A 25,812-nucleotide genomic window follows, 5' to 3' on the forward strand; every position below is an offset into this window, starting at 1 on the left:
GGATTTTATTTGGGCGAAGCAAGCTCTCGCATTCTCTATATTTTTCTCGACATCGTCCTGCCACTGGCCGTAGGCTACGCCTTAAAGCAGCGGCGTCTCATGTCGCCGTCCCAGTGCAATTTTCTCATCCGCTTCAACATCATCTGCGTCATGTCCGTCCTGGCCCTGCTCAGCATGTGGGTCCTGCCGCTGAAGCCTGACCTGTTATCGCTGCCCTTCTTCGCGTTTTTCAACGCCTTCTTCCCCCTAGCTATCATCTTCCTGCTCCACCGGCAGCGGCGGTTTACCGACAAGATAGACAAGGGCAGCTATCTCATTTCGGCTATGCCCTCCAACACGACGGCCCTGGGCGGCCTGTGCGGCTACCTGCTGTACGGCGAAGTCGCCTTTGCCTACTCGCAGATCATCGGGGTATTCCAGGGACTGGTCATGTTCTTCGTCCTCTTCCCCATGGGCTACTATTACCACAACAGCGGGCAGACGACGAATATCCCTGCCTTCTTTAAGGCCAACTGGAAAAACATCTTCATCAACTGGAACCAGCTTTCTATTCTCACCATCATCGTCGGCATCCTGCTGTACGTCACAGGCGTGCCGAGGCCGGCCGTGCTGGGGCAGATCTTTCAGGGACTGGTCCATGTCAACGCCTGGGCGGCCCTGCTTCCCATCGGCTACCTCATCGATTTTTCTCATCTCAAGGTATACTGCAAGCCGACCCTCGACCTCATCCCCATCAAGATGATCCTGACGCCGGCTGCATCGTACGTGCTGGCCCTGCAGTTTACGTCCGACCCGGTGCTGCTGGGCTCGCTGCTCATCATGATGGCTACGCCCTGCGCCATCAACGCCTTGGTGACGGCGCGGCTCTACGATTTGAACGTCAACCTGTCCATGGCCCCTTTCATTACGACGACGATTTTATATATTCTCATCTTATATCCGGCATTTTACCTCCTCGTGTCCCTGGGGTACCTGCCATTCAAATAAAAAGCGTATCCGCGCCGATTGGCCGGATACGCTTTTTTGCTTCTGACGATAACGAAATGACGCAGGTTATTTTTCTGCCAGCACGGCGCTGCCGATGACGACCCGCAGGATTTCATTAGTTCCTTCACCGATTTCCATGAGCTTATTGTCGCGCAGGAGACGTTCTACGTTGTATTCCTTGCTGTAGCCGTTGCCGCCCAGGATCTGAATCGCGTCGAGGCAGATCTGCGTGGCGTGGGTAGAGGCCAGCAGCTTGGCTTCGGCAGCCAATTTCGAACAGCGCGCTCCCGTGGCCTTCAAGGCCGCCGCGTCGTAGAGCATCAGGTTCATGGCGTCGATATACATGGACATATTCGCCAGCTTAAAGGAAACGCCCTGGAACTTGGCGATAGGCTTGCCAAAGGCCACGCGCTGCAGGGAGTAGTCCTTAGCAATCTGCATGGCGTGCTCGGCAATGCCCGTAGAGATCGCGGCGCAGCTGATGCGGCCGCCGTCCAGACCTTCCATGGCGTAGACGAAGCCCTTGCCTTCTTCGCCGAGGAGGGCATCGGCAGGCAGCTTCATGTCGTCAAAGGTAAGGCCGTGTGTATCGGAGCTGCGCATGCCCATCTTGTCCTCTTCCTTATCGACGATCAACCCCGGCGTGCCGGCGTCGACCAGGAAAGCCGAGATGCCCTTGGCACCCTTGTCCGGGTCGGTAATGGCCATGACGACATAGTAGTCGGCAATGCCGGCATTGGTAATCCAGGCCTTGGAACCCTTGACGACGTACGAGCCGTCGGCCTGCTTTTTAGCCCGGGTCCGCATGCCCGCCGCGTCGGAACCCGAATCAGGTTCCGTCAGGGCAAAGGCAAATAATTTTCCGTCAGCGACGGCTGTCAGGTATTTCTCTTTCTGCCCGTCGCTGCCGTGGAGGCGAATCATATCGGCGCAGACCCAGCTGATTTCCATGGACATGGCAAACCCGGCGTCGGCCCGGGCCAATTCGTGCGTAATGACGGCGCATTCCACGTCGCCCAGTCCGGCGCCGCCATAGGCTTCGGGAACGGGCGTCGCGTGCAGTCCCGTGGCGATGTACTTCTTGTACAATTCCGGATTCCATCCCGTTTCGTCCATCTGCCGGCTCAGCGGAGCGACTTCCTTTTGGGCAAAGGAGCGAACCAGATCCCGTACGGCTAATTGCTCTTCCGTAAAGTTGTATCCCATACCAAGACCCCCTTTTATTAAATCGAGTATATTTTTAATTATACCAAAATATTTCAAATAAAATCCATATTTCCCCTTAACTTCGCACCTGTCATCAAAAAAAGCCCCCGCCGCGAGAGATGGAGAGTCCATAACTCGCAGCAGGAGCTTTTATGCTGTATAAAGGAGAGACTATTCTCTTACCGTTTGTTGCTGTAACGCCAAATCTTCATGTCGTCGGCTGCCTTAATCAGGTCTTCCCGGAAATCGGGATGAGCGATGCTGATCAGTTTTTCGGCACGTTCCCATGTAGACGAGCCCATGAGGTTGACCATGCCGTATTCCGTAGCTACCCAGTTAACCTGAGAGCGCGGGTCCGTGACGATCGTGCCGGGCAGGAGCGTCGGTTTGATGCGCGATTCGTCTTTGCCCGTCTTCTTATTGTGGAAGGTCGAGCGCAGGGCGATGATGCTCTTGCCGCCGCGGGAACGGTAGGCGCCGTCGGTGAAGTCCAGCTGTCCGCCGCTGCCGCTGATGTGATGCGTGCCCGACGATTCGGAGGAAATCTGGCCGAACAGGTCGATGTCCACGCAGTTGTTGATGGAAATGAAGTTGTCGAGCTGAGCGATGACAAAGGGATCGTTTACATAGTCGACGGGATATGCGGCGAGGAACGGGTTGTCGTCAATCCAGTCGTACATTTCTTGCGAGCCGAGGGCGAAGGCCCAGGAAGCCTTGTCGCGGTCTACAGCCTTCAATTTATTCGTCAGGCGGCCTTCTTTGTACATCAAGTAGAAGGCGTCGACGAGCATTTCCGTATGCATGCCCAGGTCCTTCAAATCCGATTCGGCGATCATAGCGCCTACCGTATTCGGCAAGCCGCCGACGCCGAGCTGCAGGGTCGCGCCATTCGGGATTTCTTTCACAATCATTTCAGCGATCTTCGTATCGATTTCGTCGCCCGTTTTAAAGGGAATGGTCGGCATGGGAATGGTACCGGCTTCGACGATGGCCGCTACATCGGAAATATGGATCTGTTCGCCTCGTCCGCCGAGAGCGCGGGGCATCGCTTCGTTGACTTCTACGATGACCTTTTTCGCTTTTTTCGTAATGGCTTCGTTGGCGGAAATGTTCAGGCCGAAGTTAAAGAAGCCGTGTTTATCCATGGGAGCGACCGTAATCATCGCTACGTCTACGTCGAGGATATCGCGGTACATCGACGGTTCGTTGCGGTAGCACATGGGGATGAAGTTCATCAGCCCCTGGGCGCACATCTTGCGGTCATAGCCGCTCATATGCCAGTTCATAGCCGTGAAGGTTTCGCGGTTCGGGTCGACGGAAATAATTTCGCGCGGCGCAAAGGTAAAGGACATACGTACTTTGACGTCCTTCAATTCTTCCTTGCGGCCGGCCAGGGCCTTATCCAGCAAAATAGGCTGGGACGTAGCCATGCCGTAATCTACCCAATCGCCTGATTTAACGAGTTTTACTGCTTCTTCCGGCGTCGTCAGTTTCTGCCGGTACATATCTGTCCACTGGGACATTGTACTCACCATACCTTTCTAAGCGCTTGTTAATAAGTTCTGTATTTCACATAATAATTATAGAACGTTTAACGGTTTTATACAAGAAATTTTTTCAACTTTTCAATATATAAATCGCATAGCTTGGGTATCGAACTATTAGAAAGACCCTTGCGCACAGCTGCGCGCAAGGGCCCGTGAGGAGGGATTTATTCTTTTTTCGCTTCCTGCGCCTTGGCAATGATTTCGTCCATCAGCTTTTTAGGAACTTCTTCATAAGCGAAGAATTCCATGTTGAACGTACCTTTGCCCTGCGTCATGGAGCGAAGAACCGTGACGTAGCCTTTCATTTCCGACAGGGGAACCTGCGCCTTGACGACGATGATGCCCTTGCGGTTGCGGTGATGTTCCATCCCGAGAATGCGGCCGCGGCGGCTGCTGAAGTCGCCCATGATGTCGCCCATGTATTCTTCCGGAACGACGACGTCTACGTTGTAGACCGGTTCCAGCAGTACCGGATTGGCTTCGGGAACGCCTTTCTTCAGCGCCAGGGCTGCCGCTACCTTAAAGGCCATTTCCGACGAATCGACGGAGTGGTACGAACCGTCTTTCAGAGTAACCTTGATGTTGATCATGGGATAGCCGGCGATGAGGCCCTTTTCCAGCGTTTCCTTTACGCCCTTTTCAACGGCCGGAATATATTGTTTTGGTACGGCGCCGCCGAAGATGTCGTCGACAAATTCGAAGGATTCGCCGTTCGTAAGGGGTTCGATATCCAAGATGACGTGGCCGTACTGTCCATGGCCGCCGCTCTGTTTCTTGTGCTTGCCTTCGGCCGTAGCCTTGCCCTTGATCGTTTCGCGATACGGAATATAGACATCCTGCAGCACGCCTTTAATGCCGTATTTCCGTTCCATCTTGGTCATGATATGGTCGAGGTGGACGTCGCCCATGCAGCGGACGATGAGCTGCTTGCCTTCTACGCTCTTTTCGACCTTGCAGGTCGGGTCTTCTTCACTGATGCGCAGCAGGGCGTTCATCAGCTTTTCTTCGTCGCCTTTCTTTTCCGGAACCATCGCTACCGTATGGAGCGGATTGGGGAAGCGGACTTGATCGTATACGACGGGCGATTCGGGCAGGGCGAAGGTATCGCCTGTGCGGGCGTACTGCAGCTTCGGCAATACGACGATATCGCCGGCGACGGCTTCCGTAACGGGAATCTGTTCCTTGCCGACCAGAGTAAAGAGCTTGCCTAATTTTTCATCCTTGTCCTGCGTAGCGTTGTACAGCTTGTCCCCTTCCTTGAGGGTGCCGGAGAAGACGCGGACGTAGCTCAGCTTGCCGGCGAAGGGATCGATGAGCGTCTTGAATACAAAGCCCGTAAAGGGTTTATTCGGATACACGACGACGGGTTCGCCCGTCTTCTTGTCTTCGCCCATCATGACCTTCTGCGAAGCAGCCGGCATGTAAGTAATAATGCGGCGAAGCAGTTCGGCCGTGCCGATATGGGAGTTGGCGCTGCCGCACATGACCGGGCAGACCCGGCCGGTCAGCATGCCCTGACGAAGGCCCTTGCGCAGTTCTTCCAGCGTAAGCTCTTCGCCTTCGAGGTATTTTTCCAGCAGTTCGTCGTCGCCTTCAGCGGCGGCTTCCATGCACATTTCCCGTACTTCGCGGGCTTTCGGCATATATTCGGGCGGAACCTTGATTTCTTCGCATTTCCCGTTTTTCCATTCCCAGGCTACCATCTTGCACACGTCGATGATGCCGCGGAAATCCTTGCCTTCGCCGATAGGAATCTGCAGGGGCATGATGGATTTGCCGAAGACGGCGCGCATCTTTTCCAGGCAGCCGAAGAAATCGGCGTGTTCCACGTCCATCTTATTGACATAGAACATGCGGGGCAGCTTCAATTCTACGCCGTAGTCCCAGGCCCGTTCCGTATCCATTTCTACGCCCGATTCGGCCGATACGACGAGCAAAATGCCGTCGCAGGCCCGTAGGGCGGCCCGTACTTCGCCGCAGAATTCCGAATAGCCCGGCGTGTCGATGAAGTTCATCTTGTAGCCTTCCCATTCGCAGGGAGCTATACCGAGCTGAATCGTAACGTTGCGTTTGATTTCTTCCGGTTCAAAGTCCATGATGTGCTTGTTGTCCTTGCCTACGCCGACGGCGTCGACGGCGCCGCAGGCCAGGAGCAACGATTCGACGACGGCCGTCTTGCCGGCGCCGTCATGGGAGAGCACAGCTACGTTGCGAATTTGTTCACTGGTATATTCTTTCATACATAAATCGCCTCCTATGAATCACGTTACTTATAGGATTCGTGACATAGAGGCGATTTTCCTTTTTTATATTATAATTTTTTCTAACTTATTTGCGAAATTTGCAAGACTATTGGTTCTCCATAGCCCGGCACACCAGAGACGCCATGAGTTCCGCGCCGATAGGCAGGCAGTCTTCATCTACGGCGAAACGCGAATTATGCAGGGGATATACCGCATCGCCGGCCTTCGTCGCGCCGAGCCAGAAGAAGGCGCCGTCGCAGGCCTGCAAGTAGCCGGAAAAATCTTCCGCCGTCATGGCCGGTTCCTGCACGTCGGCCAGGGCGTCCCGACCAAAGCAGTCCGCCGCGACGGACGCGACGAAATCAGCCTGCCGCTGCGAATTGACGACGGCAGCGTATCCCCGCTCGTAATGCAGCTCGCTCTCCGTGCCGTACATCGTATCCAGCCCCCGGAGCATGTTGCCCAGCTGCGCTTCGACCATGTCCTGCGCTTCTGCATGATAGGTCCGGCACGTCCCTTCCAGCTCTACTTCGCCGGCGACGATATTGTAGCGCGTGCCGCCGCTGATGCGGCCGAAGGTCAGCACTGCCGGATACAGCGGGTTGATCTGCCGGCTGATAATATCCTGGGCCGCCGTGATAAACTGCCCCGCCGCGACGATCGAGTCGACGCCCTTATGAGGCATGGCCGCATGACTGGATTTCCCCCGGATGACGATGCGGATATGGTCTGAGGCGGCCATCATCGGACCGGCCTTGACGCCGATCGTTCCCGTCGGCAGCGTCGGCCATACGTGAAGGCCGTATATGGCGTCGACGCCGTCGAGCACGCCCGCTTCGACCAAGCCCTTCGCGCCGCCGCGAGGCGATTTTTCCTCTGCCGGCTGGCAGATAAACACAACTGTCCCGGCCAGCTCGTCCCTCAAGTCGCTGAGAACCTTTGCCGCCCCCAGCAAGATCGCCATATGGCCGTCATGGCCGCAGGCATGCATCTTTCCCTCGCACTGAGACGCAAAAAGCAGGCCGGTCTGTTCTGTAATGGATAAGGCGTCCATATCGGCCCGCAGGGCAATAGTCGGCCCAGGCCGCTTCCCGGTCAGCGTACCGATGACACCATGGCCGCCGGCGACGCCTTCCTGTACGTCTACGCCGAAGCGGCGCAGCGTCTTCGCCATATAGGCCGCCGTGCGTTCCTCTTCATTGGAAATTTCCGGATATGCGTGAAGCTTCCGGCGCGCACAGCGCATATCTTCCGTACATTGTTTGACTAATTCCTTAATTCTATTCTGGTTAATCATGGCGATTCCCCCTCGCAACCTAAACTACCCCAGCCTGCATACGTCATATGTCGCGTTCAGGCATTCATAAATTGTGTTTTATTATACTATAAAATGTGTAAAAATACAAAGAAATTTTCTCCATTTCTGCAAATCTCTCTATATGCCCTGGCCGGTCTTTCCATTTATGGCGATACGGATTATAATGTAAGATGATATTTTATCTCAAAGGAGGATGCACATGAAAGCATTTGATATGGAACAAAGCGCATGGGCCCGTTTTTCCTCGGAAGAACGGCGTCGCATGGAAGAATACAGCGCGGCGTACCGCCGTTTTCTGGACACGGCCAGGACGGAACGGCTCGCCGCCAGAGAAATCATCCGCCAGGCCGAGGACGCAGGATTCAAGCCCTTGTCGGAATACACGGCCCTGAAGGCCGGCGACAAAGTATATTGGAACCAGAAAGGCAAGTCGGTCATCCTCGCCGTCGTCGGCTCCGAGCCGCTGGAACAAGGCATGAAAATCGTCGGCTCCCACATCGACTGCCCCCGCTTGGACTTGAAAGCCATGCCCGTCGTAGAAAAAAATAAAATCGTCTACTTCAAAACGCACTACTACGGCGGCGTCCTGAAATACCAGTGGGTCTGCATGCCCCTGTCCCTCGTCGGCGTCGTCTACACTGCCGACGGCCGTCAAATCGACATTTCCATAGGCGAAGACCCGGACGATCCCGTATTTTTCATCAACGACCTCCTGCCGCACCTCGGCAAGGACCAGGCCGCCAAGAAGCTGGGCGAAGCCATTACGGGCGAAATGCTCATGCCTCTCGTCGGCACGTACAGCGAAGAAGAAAAGACGAAGCCTCAGATTTTGGAATTGCTGCGGGAAAAATACGGCATTACGGAAGAAGACTTCACCAGCGCGGAACTGGAAATCATTCCGGCTCAGAAGAGCCGCGAAGTCGGCTTGGACCGGTCGCTCCTCATGTCCCACGGCCACGATGACCGCGTATGCTCTTACGGCAACCTGGCGGCGATCCTCAGCGCCGCTCCCTGCGCGAAGACCCAGGTCGCCCTCTTTGCCGACAAGGAAGAAATCGGTTCTGTCGGCAACACGGGCGTCCACTCGTCGTACTTCCTCGACTTTACGGCGGAAATGCTGGCTCTGCAGGGCCGCACGGAAGAGCTGTACCTGCGCCGGGCCCTGCGCAGCAGCGAAGTCCTGTCGGCCGACGTAGCGGCAGCCTTCGACCCGATCTTCCCCGAAGCCTACGAAGAAACCAACTCGGCCAAATTAGGCTATGGCATCTGCCTGTGCAAGTACACAGGCGCCCGCGGCAAGGCAGGCAGCAACGACGCCAACGCCGAATTTTTGGCCAAGGTACGCCGCATCTTCAATGACGCCAACGTCCCCTGGCAGGTCGGCGAGCTGGGCAAGGTCGACCAGGGCGGCGGCGGCACCATCGCCTATATCATGGCCAACTGGGGCTGCGACGTCGTCGACTGCGGCGTCGCCATGCACAGCATGCACGCGCCGCTGGAAATCGTAGCCAAAGCCGACGCCTACTGCGCCTATTTAGCCTACAAAGCCTTCTTTGAAAGCAAGTAACTCCATATAGTAAAAACGGACAAAACCTGCCGACGATCTGCAGCAGGCGTTGTCCGTTTTTTTGTTGGATGTCAGATTATGATAAAGGTCTTCCTTAATCGAATGCAATACGAGCCCGACGCGGGGATTCGGTCATATAAGTCCTTTATTCACGAGTTTGACGCCAACGGCTAGGCCTTGCAAAAATTGATGGAATCACTATACTATAAGCATGCGCAGCTGCGTTCAGAAAGAAGGATGATATATATGATTACCAAAATAAAATCGTTGGCGGCAGCCTGCCTGTTCGCCGCCGTCGCCTGCACTGCACCGGTCCAGGCCTTTCCGTCCCACTCCATGCCCTATGCGGCAGGCTACAGCCTCATCGTCGGTACCTGGCAGGGCCGCTACGGCCGGGAGCTGTCCATTTCCATGGACGACGTCGACGGCGTGCCGTACAGCATACACAACGTCACGAACGACGGGTTCACTACGGTGGTCCGCATCATATTAGACGACGAACGCCATACGATGCTCACTTTTTCCTTCCCCAACGGCAACTACAACTACGTCATGATGAACAACGCGACGACAGGGCGGTTTGCCGACGCCATGGATTTTACGCGGCAAAGCAGCTTTTCTCATTGACAATCTCAATTCCATCCAGTATAATTCTGGATGTACTTTAAGGGAGTAATCAGTACATCCGGCATGTATAGTAGTATCGACATACTGGCCTCAGGGCCCGGTGCTATTTGAAATGATGAGACTTAAAGGCAGTATTTGCGCTGCCTTTAGGTCTTTTTTATTTGCCGTCATATGAAATCGCATAGGAGAGATGACCATGAATGGATTGGAATTGTTGTTACTGGCCCTGGGCCTGTCCATGGACGCCTTCGCCGTGTCGGTCTGCAAGGGATTATCACTGGGGAGCATCTGCTGGAAGCACATGGCCCTTGCCGGCTTGTGGTTCGGCGGCTTTCAGGCCCTGATGCCTACGGCAGGCTATTATTTGGGAACGTTTTTTACCGATATAATTACATCGTACAATTATTGGATCGCCTTTGTGCTGCTAACCTTAATCGGAGCCAATATGATCAAGGAATCCTTCGAAGAGGAAGACTGTCCCGACGCGAACATGGCCGTGCCGGCTATGTTCGCCTTGGCCGTCGCGACGAGCATCGATGCGTTAGCCGTCGGCGTCACCTTCGCCTTCATGAACGTATCGATTATACCGGCCGCCCTGTCTATCGGCTGCGTCACCTTCGCCTGTTCCGCCGTCGGCGTAAAAGCCGGCAGCCTGTTCGGACTTAAATATAAATCCAAGGCGGAGAGAGTCGGCGGGGCCGTCCTGATTCTCATCGGCTTAAAAATCCTTCTGGAAGGACTGCAAATTTTATAAGGCTTCATATAAAAACTGCCGCTAAGTACAGCATAACTGTTGCTTAGCGGCAGTTTTTATATTATGTAGTTTCTTCCGTACGCTGTTCAGCCGTTTCTTCCGGCTTAGGCGTTTTCGTCTTTTTCCGCGGGTTATACCGGTTCATGCCGACGTCGACGCCGACCTTCAGGCAGCCTTCAATAGCGACGGCTGTCGCCTTCAGGCCTTCCTCGTATTCCGGCAGCATGTCTTCCGGAAACGGAGTCAGCACGTGGTCGATGACATCGCGGTGCGGCAAAGGCCGGCCGATGCCGACGCGAAAGCGGATGAAATCGCGGCAGCCGTTGGCAAAGAGGCTCTTGATGCCGTTATGGCCGCCGTCGCTGCCGTTCTTGCGGATGCGGAGACGGCCTACGGGCAAATCCATGTCATCGTAGACGACGTAGACGTCGGCCTGCTCCAGCTTATACCAGCGCATGAGGGGCCCTACGGCCTGGCCGCTGTTGTTCATGTAAGTCTGCGGCTTGACGAGGATGACCTTTTCCCCGTCTACGTCGGCCTGGGCAACCTGGGCGTCCATCCGGTTCTGCCACAGCGTCACGTTCCAGCGCTTCGCCAGCTCGTCGACGACGCGGAAGCCCGTATTGTGTTTTGACGTTTCGTATTCTCGGCCGGGATTTCCCAGGCCAACAATCATATGCACCGTAACTACCCTTATTTGTCGAAGAGCTTGCTTACCGATACTTCATGGAAAATGCGCATGATCGCTTCCCCTAAGAGCGGAGCAACGGACAAGACCTTGATCTTGTCGATTTTCTTTTCGTCGGGCAAGGGAATCGTATTGGTAATAATCAGCTCGGAAATGACGGAATCCTGAATGCGCTGTACGGCCGGGTCAGTCAGTACGGCATGGGCGCAGGCAGCGTACACGCGGGCCGCTCCCATATCTTTCAGGGCTTTGGCGCCGCCGCACAGGGAACCTGCCGTATCGACGATGTCGTCGATGAGGATGCAGGTCTTGCCTTTAATATCGCCGATGATGTTCATGACTTCGGCTACGCCGGGACGGGGACGGCGTTTTTCAATAATAGCGATAGGAGCGTTGATGCGGTCGGCTAAATCGCGGGCCCGCGTAACGCCGCCGAGGTCGGGAGATACGACGACGATGTCGCCCAAGTCGATTTCCGATTTTTTCTGATTCAGGTATTTCGCAATAATCGACGCCGAGCCGAGGTGGTCTACAGGGATGTCGAAGAAGCCCTGAATCTGGCCGGCATGAAGGTCCATCGTAACGACGCGGGTAATGCCGGCGACGGACATGAGGTCGGCGACCAGCTTGGACGTGATCGGTTCGCGGCCCCGGGTCTTGCGGTCCTGGCGAGCATAGCCATAGTAAGGAACGACGGCTGTAATGTGTTTTGCCGAAGCGCGCTTGAAGGCGTCAGCCATGATAAGCAGTTCCATAATCGTGTCGTTGGCCGGCTGGCACGTCGGCTGTACGATAAATACGTCTTTGCCGCGGACGCTTTCGTCGATCATGATTTGGATTTCGCCGTTGTTGAACTTGCCGACGAAGGCCTTGCCAAGTTCCAGGCCTAAATAATCGGCGATTTCCTTAGCCAGCTTCGGATTGGCGTTGCCAGTAAAAATTTTCAGCTTTTTCCCGTCTTCGTAACTCATTTGTTGAGCCTCCTAAAATAAATTTATGATTTCTATACTAGGTAAATGGGTATATGCTATTTCTTATACGTATCGTCTTTGACCCAGCCTTCGATGTTGCGCTGCTTAGCCCGGGCGACAGACAAAGACTTCGGCGGCACGTTTTTCGTAATCGTCGAGCCTGCGCCGACATAGGCATACTCGCCGACGGTGACCGGCGATACGAGGTTGCTGTTGCAGCCTACGAAGGCGTGGTCGCAAATCGTCGTGCGGTGCTTTTCCTTGCCGTCGTAGTTGACCGTGATGGTGCCGCAGCCGATATTGACGCCGCAGCCGACGTCGCTGTCGCCGATATAGCTCAAGTGGGGCAGCTTCGTGCCGTCGCCGACGGTGGAATTCTTGACTTCCATGTAGTTGCCGACCTTGACGTCGTTGCCGATGACCGTATTGGGCCGGAAGTGGACGAAGGGTCCGATTTCGCAACCGTTTTTAATTTCGCAGTCGTGGGCATATGTAAACTGAAGGTGGTCTCCGCTGCCCATGACGACGTTCGTCATGCGGACGTACGGGCCGACCTGGCAGTTTTCGCCGATGACGGTGCTCCCTTCCAGGATCGTTCCCGGATACAGGACCGTATCGCGGCCTACGGAAACGGTCGTATCGACGTAGGTGTTATTGGGATCGATGACCGTCACGCCGTCTGTCATGAGCTGTTCCAGCTTGCGGCGGCGCAACACCTGTTCGGCTTCGGCCATCTGCAGGCGCGAGTTGACGCCCAGCGTTTCTTTATAATCCGGTGCGGCAAAGGCGCTGACGACCTTGCCGGCATCGACGAGCATGCCGATGATATCGGTCAGGTAATACTCGCCCTGGGCGTTGTTGTTCGTCACGTTATGAAGCATCTGCCACAGGAGTTCCATGTCGAAGCAGTAAATACCGGCGTTGACTTCGCGCACGGCTAATTCCTCCGGCGATCCGTCCTTCTGCTCGACAATCTTGACGACCTGTCCCTTTTCATTGCGGATAACCCGGCCGTAGCCTGTCGGGTCGGGCATGACCGCCGTCAGTACCGTAGCGGCAGCCTGCGTGGCTTCATGATGGGCCAGCAGGCTGCGGAAGGTGTCTTCCGTTACCAAAGGCGTATCGCCGCACGTCACGAGCAGCGTGCCCGAAAGGCCGGACAACAGCGGCTCTGCCTGCATGACGGCATGGCCCGTTCCCAGCTGCTGTTCCTGTACGACAGTTTCCGCCCTGTCGCCCAGATATTCCTGCACGGCTTCGCCGCCGAAGCCGACGACGACGACCTGCCGCTGCGTTCCCGCCGCTTTGACGGCCCGCAGCACTTGTTCTACCATCGGCACGCCGCCGACCTTATGCAGAACTTTAGGCATGCTGGATTTCATCCTCGTTCCTTTTCCGGCAGCTAAAATAAGTGCAATAATGTCTTTCATTCAGTATTAGCCTCCCTGAAACAAATAACTGTCATGTCCTTTTCAGAATAACACAAATAGCACGGAAAATACATACTTTTTTACAAAAAACAGGGGGAATTTCGACGATTTCCGCCGTGAAAACAAAAGGGAGAGGCCGAAACCTCTCCGCTTTTCTTTTTTACTCAGTTAATCTGCTGCTTACAGCACGTATACGACGACTTCTCTTCTGCCGAAATTCAGGGCCTCCGTAATGGAATCCATGGCCAAGTCGATGCGGTTGCCCACGATAGAGCCGCCCGTATCTTCAGCCGTCGCGTAGCCGTACCCTTCGATGTACAGCTGCGAACCTAACGGAATGACGTCCGGGTCTACGGACACCATGCCGCGGCGCAGGCGCAGGCCCGTCGCCGTAAAACCGCTGTTGCCGGGATCGTCGGCCGTGTAAGCCGATGCGTCCATCACGATACGCCGCTGATAGGAGCCAACCCCTTCTTCGGCAGGGGCTTCGCGTCCACTGGCTTCTGAAAGAGCCGCCATGGTCTGCGAACCGACAATGCCATCTACATCTAACCCGTAGTCAGCCTGAAAACGCTTTACGGCGTCTTCCGTCGCGCTGCCGAAAATTCCGTCGGCGCCGCCGGCCAAATACCCGGTATCCATGAGCATGTATTGTACGCTCTGTACTGCAGAGCCGTTCATTCCCATTTCGACTTTTGCACAAACCAGTGAGGAACATGCAAAAACAAATATGAGCGTCAATAGAATCAGTATACGGTTCTTCAAACAACCACCTCTTTGAAATATCCATACCTAAACATCAACTTTCAGAAAAAATTATACCAAAGATTGAAGGATAAGTCAAAAAAACAAATCTTTATGCGTTATTTTTCACAACTTTATACGCGATGCTATCCGCATTTGTTTTCTCTTAGCTCAATAAATTCATACTTTCCGCTTATATTTTTAATACCTGGTATTATTTTTTATAATTATTATGCAAAATTACACTGTTTCCACTTCTACAAGACATCGGACGGCTTCCGCACTTTCTACCGAGTCGGTAAGGACGTATAAATAGTCGCCGGCCTGCAGGCGGATGTCCATTCCAGGAAGCACGTCGCCGCTGCTGCGCTTGATATCGACGAGGACGACGTGGCTGGGCCAGGCGATGCGCCCCACGTATTTGCCGTCTACGGCGCTGCCGCTGGCCACGGTCAGCTCCAGCAGATGGCGCCGCTCCGACGCCAGGATCTCCGGCCGGTGAGCCGCCAAAATCCGCTGCAGCAGCGCTTCGTAAATCGGCTGGCCGCCGCAGACCTGGGCGACGACGAGGGCCACGAGGGATGCCGTGCACAAGACGAGCAAATGCTCGTACGAAGCCGTCATTTCCATGATGAGGATCGTGCCCGTAACGGGAGACTGGACGGAGGCCGAGAAAAACGCCGCCATCGACAGGATGACGATATTCGACAAGTATTCCGGGCCGACGACGCCCAGCTGTATCAGGACGATGCCGACGACGCTGCCCGTGAGAGCGCCCAGTACGAGCATGGGCAGGAAAAATCCTCCCGGCGCGCCGCAGCCGTAGCTGACCAGGGTAAACAAAAACTTTCCGATGAGCAGGGCCGCAAAGAGGGACAAGGACAGAGGCAGCGTATGAAGGCTGTTGATCAATTCGTTGCCGCCGCCCAGCACTTGCGGGAACACATATCCTAATCCGCCGGCCGCCGCGAGGGCAAAGGCAAACTTTCCATACCCGCGAAAGCAGGGCAGGCTGTAAAAGCGCGGAATATTCAGCAGCCCCTTGTTGAAGACAATGCCGGCGAGTCCGGCGGCTATGCCGACGACGACGGCGATCCAAATATACTGCAGCGGCAGGACCGGCACCGTCCCGAACTCAAAAATCGGCGCGCGGCCAAAGGCAAGACGGCTGACCATCGTCGCCAGCAGGGCCGCGGCCATAGCCGGCGCCAGGACGACGCCGGAAAAATTGCGGTGCAGCTCTTCCAGGGCAAACATGACGCCGGCTAAGGGCGCGTTAAAGGCAGCAGCCAAACCGGCGCTGGCCCCTGCCGTCAGGAGGTATCGCTCTTCAATGCGGAACCGGCCGAGATTCCGGCTGATGCCCTGGGCCGTTACGGCCCCAATCTGGATAGACGGCCCTTCCCGTCCCAGGGATAATCCCAAGCCGATGCCGACGATGCCGCCGACGAGCTTTACCCATAAGATGCGCAGCCAGCGCAGGCGGATAACGCCTAAAATAACGCCTTTGACCTGGGGAATGCCGCTGCCGCCGGCATTGGGCTCATAGGCGCTGAACCGCCACAGCATGTAGGCCGCGCCTAAGAGCAGCGCGAACCAAAGGCCGTTTTCCAGCCATCCGCCCGGCAGGAGCACCGCCTCATACATGTATTCCCGCACGCGCGTCCCCGCATCCAGCGCCCATCGGAAAAAGCTGATAATGACGCCGGACACGACGCCGACCAGCGCCCCTTCGGCAAAAAGGCGCAGGCGAAACCGCGGCCAATGGCTCAGCGTATCCAAGGCCGACGCAACTTGTCTGTTCATATGCATATCCTGTCACTCCCCGCATGTTTTGACGATATTATACCATAGGAATTCAAATTGCGACACACGGCAGCGTCCCGCATGGACGGCTATTGTTACAGTTCTTTAAATTTTACGATTTTCATATTGCCTTTTAAGCGCCGACTCTTTATATTTATAGTAAAGATTTATCTGACTAAAGTACCGAATCATGCATACTATTTATGTATTATATAGAGAAACGATAGCGAGGTTCTGACTATGGCACATTTTCCCTTTCCTTCCCACAACCTGCTCCACAGCAGCCGCAATAAGCTCGTCGCCTTCGGCCTGGTCTTTCTCCTGGCCTGCGCCGGCATCTACGTCATCAGCCACTCGGACCGGGCGGCGAAAAGCAGCTCGGCCCTGACCAACGCGTCCGTCCAGTCCTACCGGGCTGAACGGCGCGATATGATGCGCACTATTTCCTTATCGGGCCAGACCGTCCCCTTAGCCCAGGTGGACTTGTCGACGAAATACGCCGGCAATATTACGGCCGTGTACGTCGACTTAGGCGACACAGTAGAGCCAGGCCAGGTCCTGCTGGAGCAGGACCCCGTCGATACGAGCCTCCAGTTGTCCCAGAACCGGGCCGCCTGGGCCCAGGCAGCCGCCGAGACAAAATCGGCCCAGTCCCAATTCTATTCGGACCTGCAGAAAGCCCAGGTCGAATACGCCACGGCCAAGATGAACTACAACCGCTACGTCATCTTAAAGGACGAAGGCGCCGTATCGCAGAAGGATTTGGACACGATGTACCAGGCCCTCATCGTCGCCAAGGCCGCCCTGGATAACTTGCAGCTTCAGAACGTCGGCGACACGCCGGCCCTCATCGCCGGCAAGCAGGCCGCCCAGGCCAAGGCCAAATATACCGTCGACAGCTTGTCCAAGCAGCTGGAAGACCTGATCATCCGCGCGCCGCGGCACGGCGTCATTTCCTACCGCAACGCCGAAGCCGGCGCTATGGCCGCCGCCAATACGAAGGTACTGACCATTACGGACACCAGCGGCATCTACATCGACTGCCCCGTCGCCGAAGCCGACGTCGCCGCCATCCAGCCCGGCATGACCGTATCTGTATCCGTCGAATCGCTGGCCAACACGTACGACGGCACGATTACCTATGTCAGCCCGGCCATGGACCCGACGAACAAGACCTATATCGTCCGTATCACCTTGTCCAACCCGGACAATCTCCTGCGCGGCGGCATGTTCGCCCAGTCGTCGCTGGAAGTACTGCAGCGCCGGAATACACTCTTCGTACCGAAGGACGCCTTAGTCGAACAAAACGGCGTCAGCCAGCTCTACGTCATTAACCCGGACAACACCATCGCCATCCGCACGGTTAAAACAGGCCTCCGCAACGACAACTACGTAGAAATCCTCGAAGGCCTGTCCGACGGCGAGCAAATTGCCACGACGAACCTGGCCCGCCTCCGCGACGGCGTATCCGTAACCATTGAAAAAGAAATCAGGTGACGTCATGAATCTTACGAAATTTTCCATCGACAGGCCCATCGGCATCTGCATGGCCGTCGCCTTCTTCGTCGTTCTCGGCCTGTTCAGTTTCTACCGTATCGGCGTCGAACTGCTGCCGGCCCTCAACACGCCGTACGTCACGGTCACGGTCAACTACGACGGGGCCAATGCCGACTCGGTCGAACAGCAGGTCGTAAAGCCCATCGAAGACGCCCTGTCGTCGGTCTCCAACCTGAAGCATATCACGTCGACGGCCTCCTACGGCCAGGCCCGCATCACCCTGGAGCTTGACTTCTCCGCCGACGCCGACGCGGCGGCCATCGACGCCACGAAAAAGATAAACGCCATCCGCGGCCAGCTTCCCGATGAAATCGACGAGCCCGTCGTCATCAAGCGCGACGTCAACGCCACGCCGATCATGTTTATCGCCGTCCAATCCAATCAGTCCCTGGACGACATCTACTCGAAAGCGGAAAACGACTTTCAGGACGTCCTCCAGCAGGCCGACGGCGTGTCGGAAATCGAGCTGAACGGCGGCCGCGACAAGGAAATCGCCGTCGAAGTCGACAAGGCCAAGCTCATCCACTACGACATGACCTTGAGCGAAGTCGTCTCGGCCCTGCGCGAAGAAAACGTCCTCATGCCCTCCGGCACGATTTACTCCGACGCCACGACGACGGACGTGCGGGTCAAGGCTCAGTTTGCCGACGAAAATGAAATCGAAAAGATACAGGTCACGAATGCCAAGGGCGTGCAGATTCCCATTACGGCTGTGGCGGACATCAAGCGCAAGGACCAGCGCGTCAGCCGCTACGCCCGCGTCAACGGCGAAGACGCCGTCGTCATGGTCATCTACAAAAACAGCGACGCCAACGTCGTCTCTACGGTCGACAACGTGACGGAAAAGCTGGAAACGCTGCGCCGCGACAACCCGGACTATACCTTTACTGTAACGAACGAATCGGCGTCGTACGTCCGCAACTCCCTGCACAACACCTTGCAGACCCTCATCGAAGGGCTCATCACGACGGGGACGGTCTTGTTCTTCTTCCTGCGGGGCTGGCGCTCGACCCTGGCCGTCATGATCGCCATCCCGACGTCCCTCATTTCGACGTTTTTCGCCATGTACATCGCCGGCTTCACCTTCAACATGATGTCCCTCATGGGCATGGCCCTGTGCGTCGGCATCCTCGTCGACGACTCCATCGTCGTACTGGAAAACATCCACCGCCACCTCATGAACGGCGAAGAGCCGAAGAAGGCGGCCCTGAACGGGCGGACGGAAATCGGCATGGCCGCCATTGCCATTACGCTGTGCGACATCGTCGTCTTCCTGCCCATCGCCTTCATGACCGGCATGGTCGGCCAGTATTTCAAGCAGTTCGGCCTTACCATCGTCTTCGCCACCTTCTTTTCCCTCTTCGTCTCTTTCACCCTGACGCCGATGCTGGCGTCGCGGCTGTTCCGCTTAGGCCTGAAAATTCCCGACACGCCCTTATGGCGGCGCATGGACGCCATCGAAGACTGGGCCCGCAGCCATTATGGCCGCATGCTGACCTGGAGCCTGGACCATGCCAAGCGCCTCGTTCTCCCGGTTCTCCTGTGCTTTACCCTGTCCGTAGCCCTCATCCCGACGGGCCTCGTCGGCTCGGAATTCATGCCCCAGACCGACGAAAGCGGCTTCCGCATCACCCTCCAGCTGCCTACGAATGCCAACCTGGAACGGACTGACAAGGCAGCCCGCCAGATAGAAGAATATCTGGCGACGGTACCGGAAGTCGTCTATTCGACAGCCATGGTCGGCGGCCGCAATTTGAATGAAGCCCATATACAGGTCACTCTCCAGGACCGGCAGGACCGCTCCCGCTCGATCTGGCAGATTACCAACGACGTCCGCAATTTCGCCGCCAAGAATATTCTGGACGGCGACGTCCGGGTCAAGGAAGACCAGGCCTCCGTATCGGGCACGTCGGGCGGCTTCGGCGGCGGCTCGGGCAACCTGCGCCTCGAGCTGCGCGGCAAAAACATGGACGAGCTCATCGCCAAGTCGCGGGAAGTACAACAGATGATGAAAGAAGAAATCCCCGGCGTCCGCGACGTCAGCAGCTCCTATGAAGACGGCATGCCCGAATACCAGCTCGACGTAGACCGCAATAAGCTCAAGCAGTACGGCACGTCCTTAGGCGAGCTGACCAAGACCTTCTCCAACGCCATCAGCGGCCAAAAGGCCGGCGTCCTGGCAAACGACGTCAAAAACGACAACAACGACACGGATATTTACGTCCGCTTTAAAGGCGCCGACGGCTTCCGCATTTCCGACTTGGAAACGATTCCGCTGAACGCCGACGGCCGCATCATCTACATTGCCGACGTCGCCCACATCAAGGCGGCCACCGGCCCGGTCACGATCCGCCGCACCGACAAGGAACGGGCCATTACCCTCGGCGGCACCCTCCAGGGCCGTCCCCTGAACGAGGTCATGGAAGAAATCTCGGCCAAGCTCGACGCGACGGATATGGGCGGCATCACGTACCGATTTACAGGCCAGGCCGACCAGATGGCCACGACGTTCCGCGACCTGGGCGAAGCCCTCGTCCTGTCGCTCATCCTGATCTACATGATCCTGGCTATCCTGTACGAATCGGTGAAAACGCCCTTTATCCGCATGTTCTCCCTTCCCCTGGGGCTCATCGGCTCGCTGTTCCTCTTATTCCTGACGAACAACACGATCAACCTGTATTCCCTCATCGGCATCCTCGTCATGGACGGCCTGGTCGCCAAAAACGGCACCCTCCTCCTAGACTATACGCTGACCCTGATGGAACGGGGTCTCGACCCGCGCAGCGCCATTATCGAGGCCGGCAAGGTCCGCCTGCGGCCGATCTTCATGACGACGCTGACCATGGTCGTCGGCATGCTGCCTACGGCGTTATCTATGACGGCCGGCTCGGAAACGAGAGCCAGCATGGCCGTCGTCGTCATCGGCGGCCTCCTGACGTCGACGGTCTTCACCCTGTTTATCATCCCCATCATCTTCGTATGGATTGAAAAGCACCGCCTCCGCTTCTCCTTCCGCAACAAAGAAGGGGCCGCCTCTTCTGTAAAATAATCGGAAAAACTTCCCCAGCCGGCAGGATTTTATCTGCGCCGTATAGAAGTAATATAGACACGATGAAAGCAGCGTCAGGCTCAACAAAGGAGGCATAAGGCATATGAGCAGCCAATTTACACCTACATTCAACATCCACGAAGCCGTACGCAAGACACTGCCTTATATGATGGAAATGCGTGAATATTTCCATGCCCATCCCGAACTGAGCGAAAAAGAATTTGATACGTGCAAAACCATTTTCCAAGAGCTCTCCCTCATGGGCATTGAAGACGTAAAAATCATAGCCGGCACCGGCGTCACCGGCCTCATCCGCGGCGCCCATCCCGGCCCGGTCATCTTGCTCCGCGCCGACATCGACGCCCTGCCGCTGACGGAAAAGTACGACTGTCCGTACGCGTCCCTCGTCCCCGGCGTCATGCACGCCTGCGGCCACGACGGCCATGCGGCCAACCTGCTGGGCGTCGCCAAAATTCTGAACAAGCACCGCGACTGCCTGCGCGGCACGGTCCGCCTGGCATTTCAGCCTGCCGAGGAAGGCAACGGCGGCGCGGCCCGCATGATAGACGCGGGTATACTCAATAATCCGCCCGTCGAATACGCCCTCGGGCTCCACGTAGCCGGCGCCCTTCCCAAAGGCTATGTCAGCATCCGCAGCGGCGAAATCTCCGCCTCGTGCGACGACTTCACCATTACCCTTCACGGCAAGGGCGGCCACGGCTCCCAGCCGTCGGAATGCATCAGCCCGATTCAAATGGGCGTAGACGTCATCCAGATGATTCAAAGTTACGTGTACAACTGCCGCGCCGACGGCGACGGCGTCGTTCTTACCTTCGGCCAGTTCCAGGCAGGGCGCAATCCCAACGTCATCCCTGATACGGCGGAATTAAAAGGAACGCTGCGGACGTATAACGAAGCCAAACGCCGCGACATCCTCGATAAGCTCCGCCACGTCCTCGGCGCCGTCACCCTGACCTACGGCGGCTCCTACGATCTGGACGTCGTCCCCTTCTCGCCGGTCTGCATCAACGACGAAGCCGTCACAACCCGCGTAGCGGCAATCCTGACGGAACAATGCGCCGACTGCGTCGACGTCGTGCCCATGCAGCGCGGCTCCGGGTCAGAGGATTTCGCCTATTTCAGCGCCGCCGTCCCCAGCGCCTTTTACTACGTCGGCGTCTGCGGCGACGAACCCGTCGTCGGCCACTCGCCCGATTTCCACTGGGACAGCAACGCCCTGAAATACATGTGCGAAACCTTGCTGAACGTCGTATATTATTTCGCAAGCTACGAATAACGCGCTCATCCCCCTCAGGCGGCAGGCGCAGCATAGGAAAACCGTATCATATTTCCTATGCTGCCCTGCCGTCTTTTTTTATTTGCTATATTTTTTATTTGCTATATAATAAAACCTATCTTTGATGAAAAGAGGTTTTGACAATGGTGTTCCTATTTATTATCGAGCATACGATGCTGCCTATCTTCGGGCTCGTCCTCATCGGCTTCCTGTTAGACCGGAAATTTCACATAGACGTAAAAACCCTGTCCAAGTTCATGTTTTACCTGGTCATTCCCAGCTTCATTTTCACCAATGTATACGAAACGGAATTTCCCCCGGCCAGCGTGACGATGATCGCCGCCATGACCGTCTTCATGGTCTTTTGTTTTTTCCTGGCCAATCTCGTCAGCCACTGGCGCCGCTATGACGAAGGCATGATACAGTCGTGCCGCAACGCCCTCATGTTCAATAACACAGGCAACTTGGGCGTAGCCCTCATCATCCTCGTCTTTTCCCATGACCCCTTCGTCGTCGACGGCCAGACGCCCTACCTTGCCGAAGCCATGGTCGTCCAAATCATCATCTTCATCGTCCAAAGCATATCGCTCAATACCCTCGGCCTCTATCAGGCCGGCCGCGGGCGGCTGTCAGCTGCCGATACGCTGCGCGTCATGTTCCGCATGCCCATGATTTACTTCCTCGCCGCGGCCCTCCTCGTCCGCTCGACAGGCTGGAACGCCGAAGAATTCTTCTTCTGGCCCATCATGGAAATGGCCGGCAAATCGCTGCTGCCCGTCGCCATGGTCAGCATTGGAGCGCAGCTGTCCCAGACGAAGATACACTGGTTTGACAAGGACGTGTGGATCATCAGCCTGCTGAAGATGACCGTCCTGCCCCTCTTCGGCCTGGTCATGATATACGCGGCCAACGCCCTGATGCCCGGTACCTTTACGGCTGTCAGCGCCATGGTCTTCCTCATCTACTGCGCCATTCCGACGGCGGTCAACACGGCCCTCTTTGCTATCGAATTCGGCAACAACGCCGATTACGCCACGCAGATCGTCATGAACACGACGGCCCTCAGCGCCATCTCCCTGACGTTCTATATCTTCATCGGCCACATCCTGTTCGTTTGATAATAAAATAAAGTAAATTTCTATTTTATAAATATAAACTGTTAATTTTATTATTTTTTACTTAAAAACATTTGACAATCTGCCGGAAACGCCGTATAATAAGGCACATCAATAGAATACGAGTTGAGCAATGAGGCTCTGGCATATCGAGGTACCCGATGATGCCGGAGCCTTTCTGTTTTTCTATTGATAAAACAATATATGTACAGACAACGGCGTCTATGGGAAAGTACGAGGGGGTAGTTTCCGCATAGACGCCTTTTTTCTTACGATAGGGGGATGATTTTAATGACAAAAGGGTGGTCCATTTTGCGCCTGGCTCTGGCCTGCACGGCCTTGTCCGCGCCGACGGCATTTGCCGCCGATCCGGCATCGGCCATCGACACAGGCGATACAGCCTGGGTCCTCATCAGCGCGGCGCTCGTATTTATTATGACGCCTGGTTTAGGTTTCTTCTATGGCGGCATGGTCCGCAATAAAAACGTACTGACGACCATTATGCAGAGTTTCTTCATCGTCGCCATGATTTCTGTCGAATGGATTTTAATCGGCTACGCTATGACGTTTGGTTCGGATATTAACGGATTTATTGGTTCCTTAGACAAAGTAGGCCTGACGGGCGTCGGCATGTCTGTCCTGGCTAACGGCACGATTCCCGAACTGGCTTTCGTCGCCTTCCAGTGTATGTTCGCCGTCATTACGCCGGCCTTGATTACCGGCGCGTTTGCCGAACGGATGAAATTCCATGCGTTTACAGTGTTCATCCTGCTCTGGGCTATTTTCATTTACAATCCCATGGCCCACTGGGTATGGGGCGGCGGCTTCCTGGCCCAGCTCGGCGCTCTCGACTTTGCCGGCGGCTTGGTTATTCATATCCTGTCCGGCGTTTCGGGTCTTACGCTTTGCATTCTTCTCGGCAGACGCCAGGGCTACGGCCGCATTCCCATGCTGCCCCATAACCTGCCCATGACGGTTCTCGGCGCGGCTCTCCTGTGGTTCGGCTGGTTCGGCTTCAACGCCGGCAGCGCCCTCGGCGCCAACGGCCTGGCTGCCAACGCCTTCATCGCATCCCAGGGCGCAGCTGCGGCAGCGACCGTGGCATGGGTCGTTATCGAATGGGCGGTCAATGGTAAACCGACCATTCTCGGCGCAGCTTCCGGCTGCATCGCCGGCCTCGTAGCCATTACGCCGGCAGCCGGCTTTGTCGCTCCGCTTCCCGCCGTCATCATCGGCGCCATCGGCGGCGCAGTTTGTTACTTTGCCGTCGCCGTCGTCAAAGCCAAATTCGGCTACGATGATTCTCTCGACGCCTTCGGCATCCACGGCATCGGCGGGACCTGGGGCTCCATCGCCACAGGCCTCTGGGCTACGACGGAAGTCAACCCGGCCGGAGCCAACGGCTTATTCTATGGCGAAACGCATCTGCTCTTCGCTCAGGTCGTCTCGACAGTCGTCGCCTACGTCTTCGCCATCGTCGGCACGATTATCCTGTATAAGATCATCAGCTCTATCATGAAAGTCCGCGCCGACAAGGAAGAAGAAATCTCCGGCCTGGACATTACCGAACACGGCGAACGGGGCTACAACTACGCCATTACAGCCGGCAGCCCCTTCGGCGAAAGCCTGAATACACCCGTCGTCTCGCCGTCTACAATCAGTGACATCGGCGTCAGCGGTCATCAGTTATAGGGAGTGATATGCATGGACAGAAAAATTACTAAGATAGACATCGTAACCCGGCCCAGCAAGCTGGAAGAACTGAAGGACGCCCTCAACGCCATCGGCGTCATGGGCATGACCGTCAGCCAGGTCTACGGCTGCGGCCTCCAGAAAGGCCACGTCGAAGTATATCGGGGCCAGAAATACGCCATCAACCTGCTGCCGCACATCAAGGTCGAAACGGTCGTATGCGAGGTGCCTGTAGAAAAAGTCATCGAAACGGCCCAGCGCGTCTGCAAGACCGGCAAGGTCGGCGACGGCAAGATCTTCGTCTTCGACGTCGAAGACGCCGTCCGCATCCGCACCGGCGACAGGGGGCCGGAAGCCATTATGGACGAAAAATAATACAGCTATCGGGGGAATTTCATCATACAAAAACGAGGAGCCGCGGACACAACGTCCAGGCTCCTCGTTTTTGCGCGGCAGAAAACCTCCCTTCATGGTCAGCAGGCAGCATACCGGCTGCGCCGCAGCTGCTTGAGCTGATTCAGCTTTCTCCAGCGAAACATTTTTTCATATACTCCGATAATTCGTCCTATACACAGGGCCGATAAGACGGTCCCGACGCCAATGCCGTACAGCTCGGTATCATTAAATACACAAAGAAGCATACTGATAACGACTAAGGATACGTCAAATGTATTTTTTACAGCGGAAAAGGCAATATGAAATACTTCAGAAATCGTCTGCACAATGCCTTCTGTCGGCGTCAGCACAAAATTGGTCTTTACGCACAAAAATACGCCTAAGGCTGTAACAAACATAGTCAGTAAAAATAAGGTCATGCTGATATAGGCCGGAAAGTGAAATTCCGGTATCAGCCAGTCATATACATCCGTCACGACGCCAAAAGCCAGCGACAAGGGAATTTCCAGCAAATACACCACTTTAATTTTCCGCGACAACACGCACTGTATCAATACAAACAGCAGATAACAAAGGATTGACGCCGTCCCCAACGAAATATGATAAATCTGCGATATGGCATACATGACGGAGCTAAATGCCGCGACGCCCATGACGTAGCGGATATTCAGCACGACGGCGACGGCAATCAGATTCAGTCCCAGTACGTACCAGATAAAACGTTCTATTGTTTCCTTACGAAATCCCAACATGATACATCTCTCTTTCTTTTTATGTATGCCTGCCTCTATGAGCAGCAGCCACAGCGCAAGTATGAA

The 25,812-nt window shown here is 55.7% G+C and carries 20 protein-coding genes; 10 read left to right on the forward strand and 10 right to left on the reverse strand.

What is annotated here, in order from left to right; genetic code table 11:
- Positions 1-9: 9 nt before the first annotated feature.
- Positions 10-987, forward strand: a complete 978-nt coding sequence (locus E0L13_RS03265) for a hypothetical protein (RefSeq protein WP_168060297.1) — start codon at positions 10-12, stop codon at positions 985-987.
- Positions 988-1,053: 66 nt separating this feature from the next.
- Here the strand turns inward: E0L13_RS03265 and E0L13_RS03270 are convergent, their stop codons facing one another.
- From E0L13_RS03270 to E0L13_RS03285, 4 genes are all read right to left on the reverse strand, one after another.
- Positions 1,054-2,193 carry an acyl-CoA dehydrogenase family protein gene (locus E0L13_RS03270; RefSeq protein WP_168060299.1) on the reverse strand — a complete coding sequence of 380 codons (1,140 nt, stop codon included), beginning with the start codon at positions 2,191-2,193 and terminating at the stop codon, positions 1,054-1,056.
- A 179-nt stretch (positions 2,194-2,372) separates the two neighbouring features.
- Complete coding sequence (locus E0L13_RS03275; RefSeq protein ID WP_087477572.1) at positions 2,373-3,716, reverse strand: acetyl-CoA hydrolase/transferase C-terminal domain-containing protein; 1,344 nt, start codon at positions 3,714-3,716, stop codon at positions 2,373-2,375.
- Between the two features lie 188 nt (positions 3,717-3,904).
- Positions 3,905-5,980, reverse strand: coding sequence for an elongation factor G (gene fusA, locus E0L13_RS03280; protein WP_087477573.1), 2,076 nt, complete (start codon positions 5,978-5,980; stop codon positions 3,905-3,907).
- A gap of 109 nt (positions 5,981-6,089) precedes the next feature.
- The gene (locus E0L13_RS03285) at positions 6,090-7,280 is read right to left on the reverse strand and encodes an amidohydrolase (protein ID WP_168060301.1); all 1,191 of its coding nucleotides are present in this window, start codon (positions 7,278-7,280) and stop codon (positions 6,090-6,092) included.
- 220 nt (positions 7,281-7,500) lie between these two features.
- Here E0L13_RS03285 and E0L13_RS03290 point away from each other — a divergent pair, with 220 nt between their 5' ends.
- The 3 genes from E0L13_RS03290 to E0L13_RS03300 all read left to right on the forward strand — a co-directional run bounded on the left by E0L13_RS03290 (position 7,501) and on the right by E0L13_RS03300 (position 10,249).
- Positions 7,501-8,868 carry an aminopeptidase gene (locus E0L13_RS03290; RefSeq protein WP_107196745.1) on the forward strand — a complete coding sequence of 456 codons (1,368 nt, stop codon included), beginning with the start codon at positions 7,501-7,503 and terminating at the stop codon, positions 8,866-8,868.
- Positions 8,869-9,114: 246 nt separating this feature from the next.
- Positions 9,115-9,495 carry a hypothetical protein gene (locus tag E0L13_RS03295; protein ID WP_168060303.1) on the forward strand — a complete coding sequence of 127 codons (381 nt, stop codon included), beginning with the start codon at positions 9,115-9,117 and terminating at the stop codon, positions 9,493-9,495.
- 196 nt (positions 9,496-9,691) lie between these two features.
- A complete protein-coding gene (locus E0L13_RS03300) occupies positions 9,692-10,249 on the forward strand; it encodes a manganese efflux pump MntP family protein (RefSeq protein WP_087477577.1) in 558 nt (185 codons plus the stop codon).
- A 61-nt stretch (positions 10,250-10,310) separates the two neighbouring features.
- On the opposite strand, the gene pth is transcribed toward E0L13_RS03300, so the two are convergent.
- The 5 genes from pth to E0L13_RS03325 all read right to left on the reverse strand — a co-directional run bounded on the left by pth (position 10,311) and on the right by E0L13_RS03325 (position 15,894).
- Positions 10,311-10,925 carry an aminoacyl-tRNA hydrolase gene (pth, locus tag E0L13_RS03305; protein WP_168060329.1) on the reverse strand — a complete coding sequence of 205 codons (615 nt, stop codon included), beginning with the start codon at positions 10,923-10,925 and terminating at the stop codon, positions 10,311-10,313.
- A 17-nt stretch (positions 10,926-10,942) separates the two neighbouring features.
- Positions 10,943-11,908, reverse strand: coding sequence for a ribose-phosphate pyrophosphokinase (locus E0L13_RS03310; RefSeq protein WP_087477579.1), 966 nt, complete (start codon positions 11,906-11,908; stop codon positions 10,943-10,945).
- Between the two features lie 56 nt (positions 11,909-11,964).
- Positions 11,965-13,338 carry a bifunctional UDP-N-acetylglucosamine diphosphorylase/glucosamine-1-phosphate N-acetyltransferase GlmU gene (glmU, locus tag E0L13_RS03315; protein ID WP_087477580.1) on the reverse strand — a complete coding sequence of 458 codons (1,374 nt, stop codon included), beginning with the start codon at positions 13,336-13,338 and terminating at the stop codon, positions 11,965-11,967.
- 180 nt (positions 13,339-13,518) lie between these two features.
- Positions 13,519-14,025, reverse strand: a complete 507-nt coding sequence (locus tag E0L13_RS03320; RefSeq protein ID WP_087477581.1) for a peptidoglycan-binding protein — start codon at positions 14,023-14,025, stop codon at positions 13,519-13,521.
- Between the two features lie 297 nt (positions 14,026-14,322).
- Complete coding sequence (locus E0L13_RS03325; protein WP_168060305.1) at positions 14,323-15,894, reverse strand: ClC family H(+)/Cl(-) exchange transporter; 1,572 nt, start codon at positions 15,892-15,894, stop codon at positions 14,323-14,325.
- Between the two features lie 234 nt (positions 15,895-16,128).
- Here E0L13_RS03325 and E0L13_RS03330 point away from each other — a divergent pair, with 234 nt between their 5' ends.
- From E0L13_RS03330 to E0L13_RS03355, 6 genes are all read left to right on the forward strand, one after another.
- Positions 16,129-17,385 carry an efflux RND transporter periplasmic adaptor subunit gene (locus tag E0L13_RS03330; protein WP_168060307.1) on the forward strand — a complete coding sequence of 419 codons (1,257 nt, stop codon included), beginning with the start codon at positions 16,129-16,131 and terminating at the stop codon, positions 17,383-17,385.
- 4 nt (positions 17,386-17,389) lie between these two features.
- The gene (locus tag E0L13_RS03335) at positions 17,390-20,494 is read left to right on the forward strand and encodes an efflux RND transporter permease subunit (protein ID WP_168060309.1); all 3,105 of its coding nucleotides are present in this window, start codon (positions 17,390-17,392) and stop codon (positions 20,492-20,494) included.
- A gap of 103 nt (positions 20,495-20,597) precedes the next feature.
- Positions 20,598-21,791 (forward strand): M20 family metallopeptidase, encoded by a 1,194-nt coding sequence (locus E0L13_RS03340; RefSeq protein WP_168060310.1) that lies wholly within the window; start codon positions 20,598-20,600, stop codon positions 21,789-21,791.
- A gap of 143 nt (positions 21,792-21,934) precedes the next feature.
- Positions 21,935-22,909, forward strand: a complete 975-nt coding sequence (locus E0L13_RS03345; protein ID WP_168060312.1) for an AEC family transporter — start codon at positions 21,935-21,937, stop codon at positions 22,907-22,909.
- Positions 22,910-23,197: 288 nt separating this feature from the next.
- Positions 23,198-24,598: an ammonium transporter gene (locus E0L13_RS03350; protein ID WP_087477587.1), complete on the forward strand. Its 1,401-nt coding sequence runs from the start codon at positions 23,198-23,200 to the stop codon at positions 24,596-24,598.
- 12 nt (positions 24,599-24,610) lie between these two features.
- On the forward strand, positions 24,611-24,973 hold the full coding sequence (locus E0L13_RS03355) for a P-II family nitrogen regulator (RefSeq protein WP_087477588.1): 363 nt from the start codon (positions 24,611-24,613) through the stop codon (positions 24,971-24,973).
- A gap of 98 nt (positions 24,974-25,071) precedes the next feature.
- Here the strand turns inward: E0L13_RS03355 and E0L13_RS03360 are convergent, their stop codons facing one another.
- A complete protein-coding gene (locus E0L13_RS03360; RefSeq protein ID WP_206081489.1) occupies positions 25,072-25,746 on the reverse strand; it encodes a DUF6198 family protein in 675 nt (224 codons plus the stop codon).
- Between the last annotated feature and the right edge of the window lie 66 nt (positions 25,747-25,812).

Source organism: Megasphaera sp. SW808 (assembly GCF_012027795.1).
Lineage (GTDB): Bacteria > Bacillota > Negativicutes > Veillonellales > Megasphaeraceae > Megasphaera > Megasphaera stantonii.

What these genes read in the sequence shown, in the direction of transcription:
- E0L13_RS03295 (WP_168060303.1), top strand. Translation starts at nt 9,115, where the DNA reads ATGATTACCAAAATAAAATCGTTGGCGGCAGCCTGCCTGTTCGCCGCC.
- E0L13_RS03350 (WP_087477587.1), top strand. Translation starts at nt 23,198, where the DNA reads ATGACAAAAGGGTGGTCCATTTTGCGCCTGGCTCTGGCCTGCACGGCC.
- pth (WP_168060329.1), bottom strand. Translation starts at nt 10,925, where the DNA reads ATGATTGTTGGCCTGGGAAATCCCGGCCGAGAATACGAAACGTCAAAA.
- E0L13_RS03275 (WP_087477572.1), bottom strand. Translation starts at nt 3,716, where the DNA reads ATGTCCCAGTGGACAGATATGTACCGGCAGAAACTGACGACGCCGGAA.
- E0L13_RS03325 (WP_168060305.1), bottom strand. Translation starts at nt 15,894, where the DNA reads ATGCATATGAACAGACAAGTTGCGTCGGCCTTGGATACGCTGAGCCAT.
- fusA (WP_087477573.1), bottom strand. Translation starts at nt 5,980, where the DNA reads ATGAAAGAATATACCAGTGAACAAATTCGCAACGTAGCTGTGCTCTCC.
- E0L13_RS03355 (WP_087477588.1), top strand. Translation starts at nt 24,611, where the DNA reads ATGGACAGAAAAATTACTAAGATAGACATCGTAACCCGGCCCAGCAAG.
- E0L13_RS03310 (WP_087477579.1), bottom strand. Translation starts at nt 11,908, where the DNA reads ATGAGTTACGAAGACGGGAAAAAGCTGAAAATTTTTACTGGCAACGCC.
- glmU (WP_087477580.1), bottom strand. Translation starts at nt 13,338, where the DNA reads ATGAAAGACATTATTGCACTTATTTTAGCTGCCGGAAAAGGAACGAGG.
- E0L13_RS03320 (WP_087477581.1), bottom strand. Translation starts at nt 14,025, where the DNA reads ATGGGAATGAACGGCTCTGCAGTACAGAGCGTACAATACATGCTCATG.
- E0L13_RS03290 (WP_107196745.1), top strand. Translation starts at nt 7,501, where the DNA reads ATGAAAGCATTTGATATGGAACAAAGCGCATGGGCCCGTTTTTCCTCG.
- E0L13_RS03330 (WP_168060307.1), top strand. Translation starts at nt 16,129, where the DNA reads ATGGCACATTTTCCCTTTCCTTCCCACAACCTGCTCCACAGCAGCCGC.
- E0L13_RS03270 (WP_168060299.1), bottom strand. Translation starts at nt 2,193, where the DNA reads ATGGGATACAACTTTACGGAAGAGCAATTAGCCGTACGGGATCTGGTT.
- E0L13_RS03345 (WP_168060312.1), top strand. Translation starts at nt 21,935, where the DNA reads ATGGTGTTCCTATTTATTATCGAGCATACGATGCTGCCTATCTTCGGG.
- E0L13_RS03340 (WP_168060310.1), top strand. Translation starts at nt 20,598, where the DNA reads ATGAGCAGCCAATTTACACCTACATTCAACATCCACGAAGCCGTACGC.
- E0L13_RS03300 (WP_087477577.1), top strand. Translation starts at nt 9,692, where the DNA reads ATGAATGGATTGGAATTGTTGTTACTGGCCCTGGGCCTGTCCATGGAC.
- E0L13_RS03335 (WP_168060309.1), top strand. Translation starts at nt 17,390, where the DNA reads ATGAATCTTACGAAATTTTCCATCGACAGGCCCATCGGCATCTGCATG.
- E0L13_RS03360 (WP_206081489.1), bottom strand. Translation starts at nt 25,746, where the DNA reads ATGTTGGGATTTCGTAAGGAAACAATAGAACGTTTTATCTGGTACGTA.
- E0L13_RS03285 (WP_168060301.1), bottom strand. Translation starts at nt 7,280, where the DNA reads ATGATTAACCAGAATAGAATTAAGGAATTAGTCAAACAATGTACGGAA.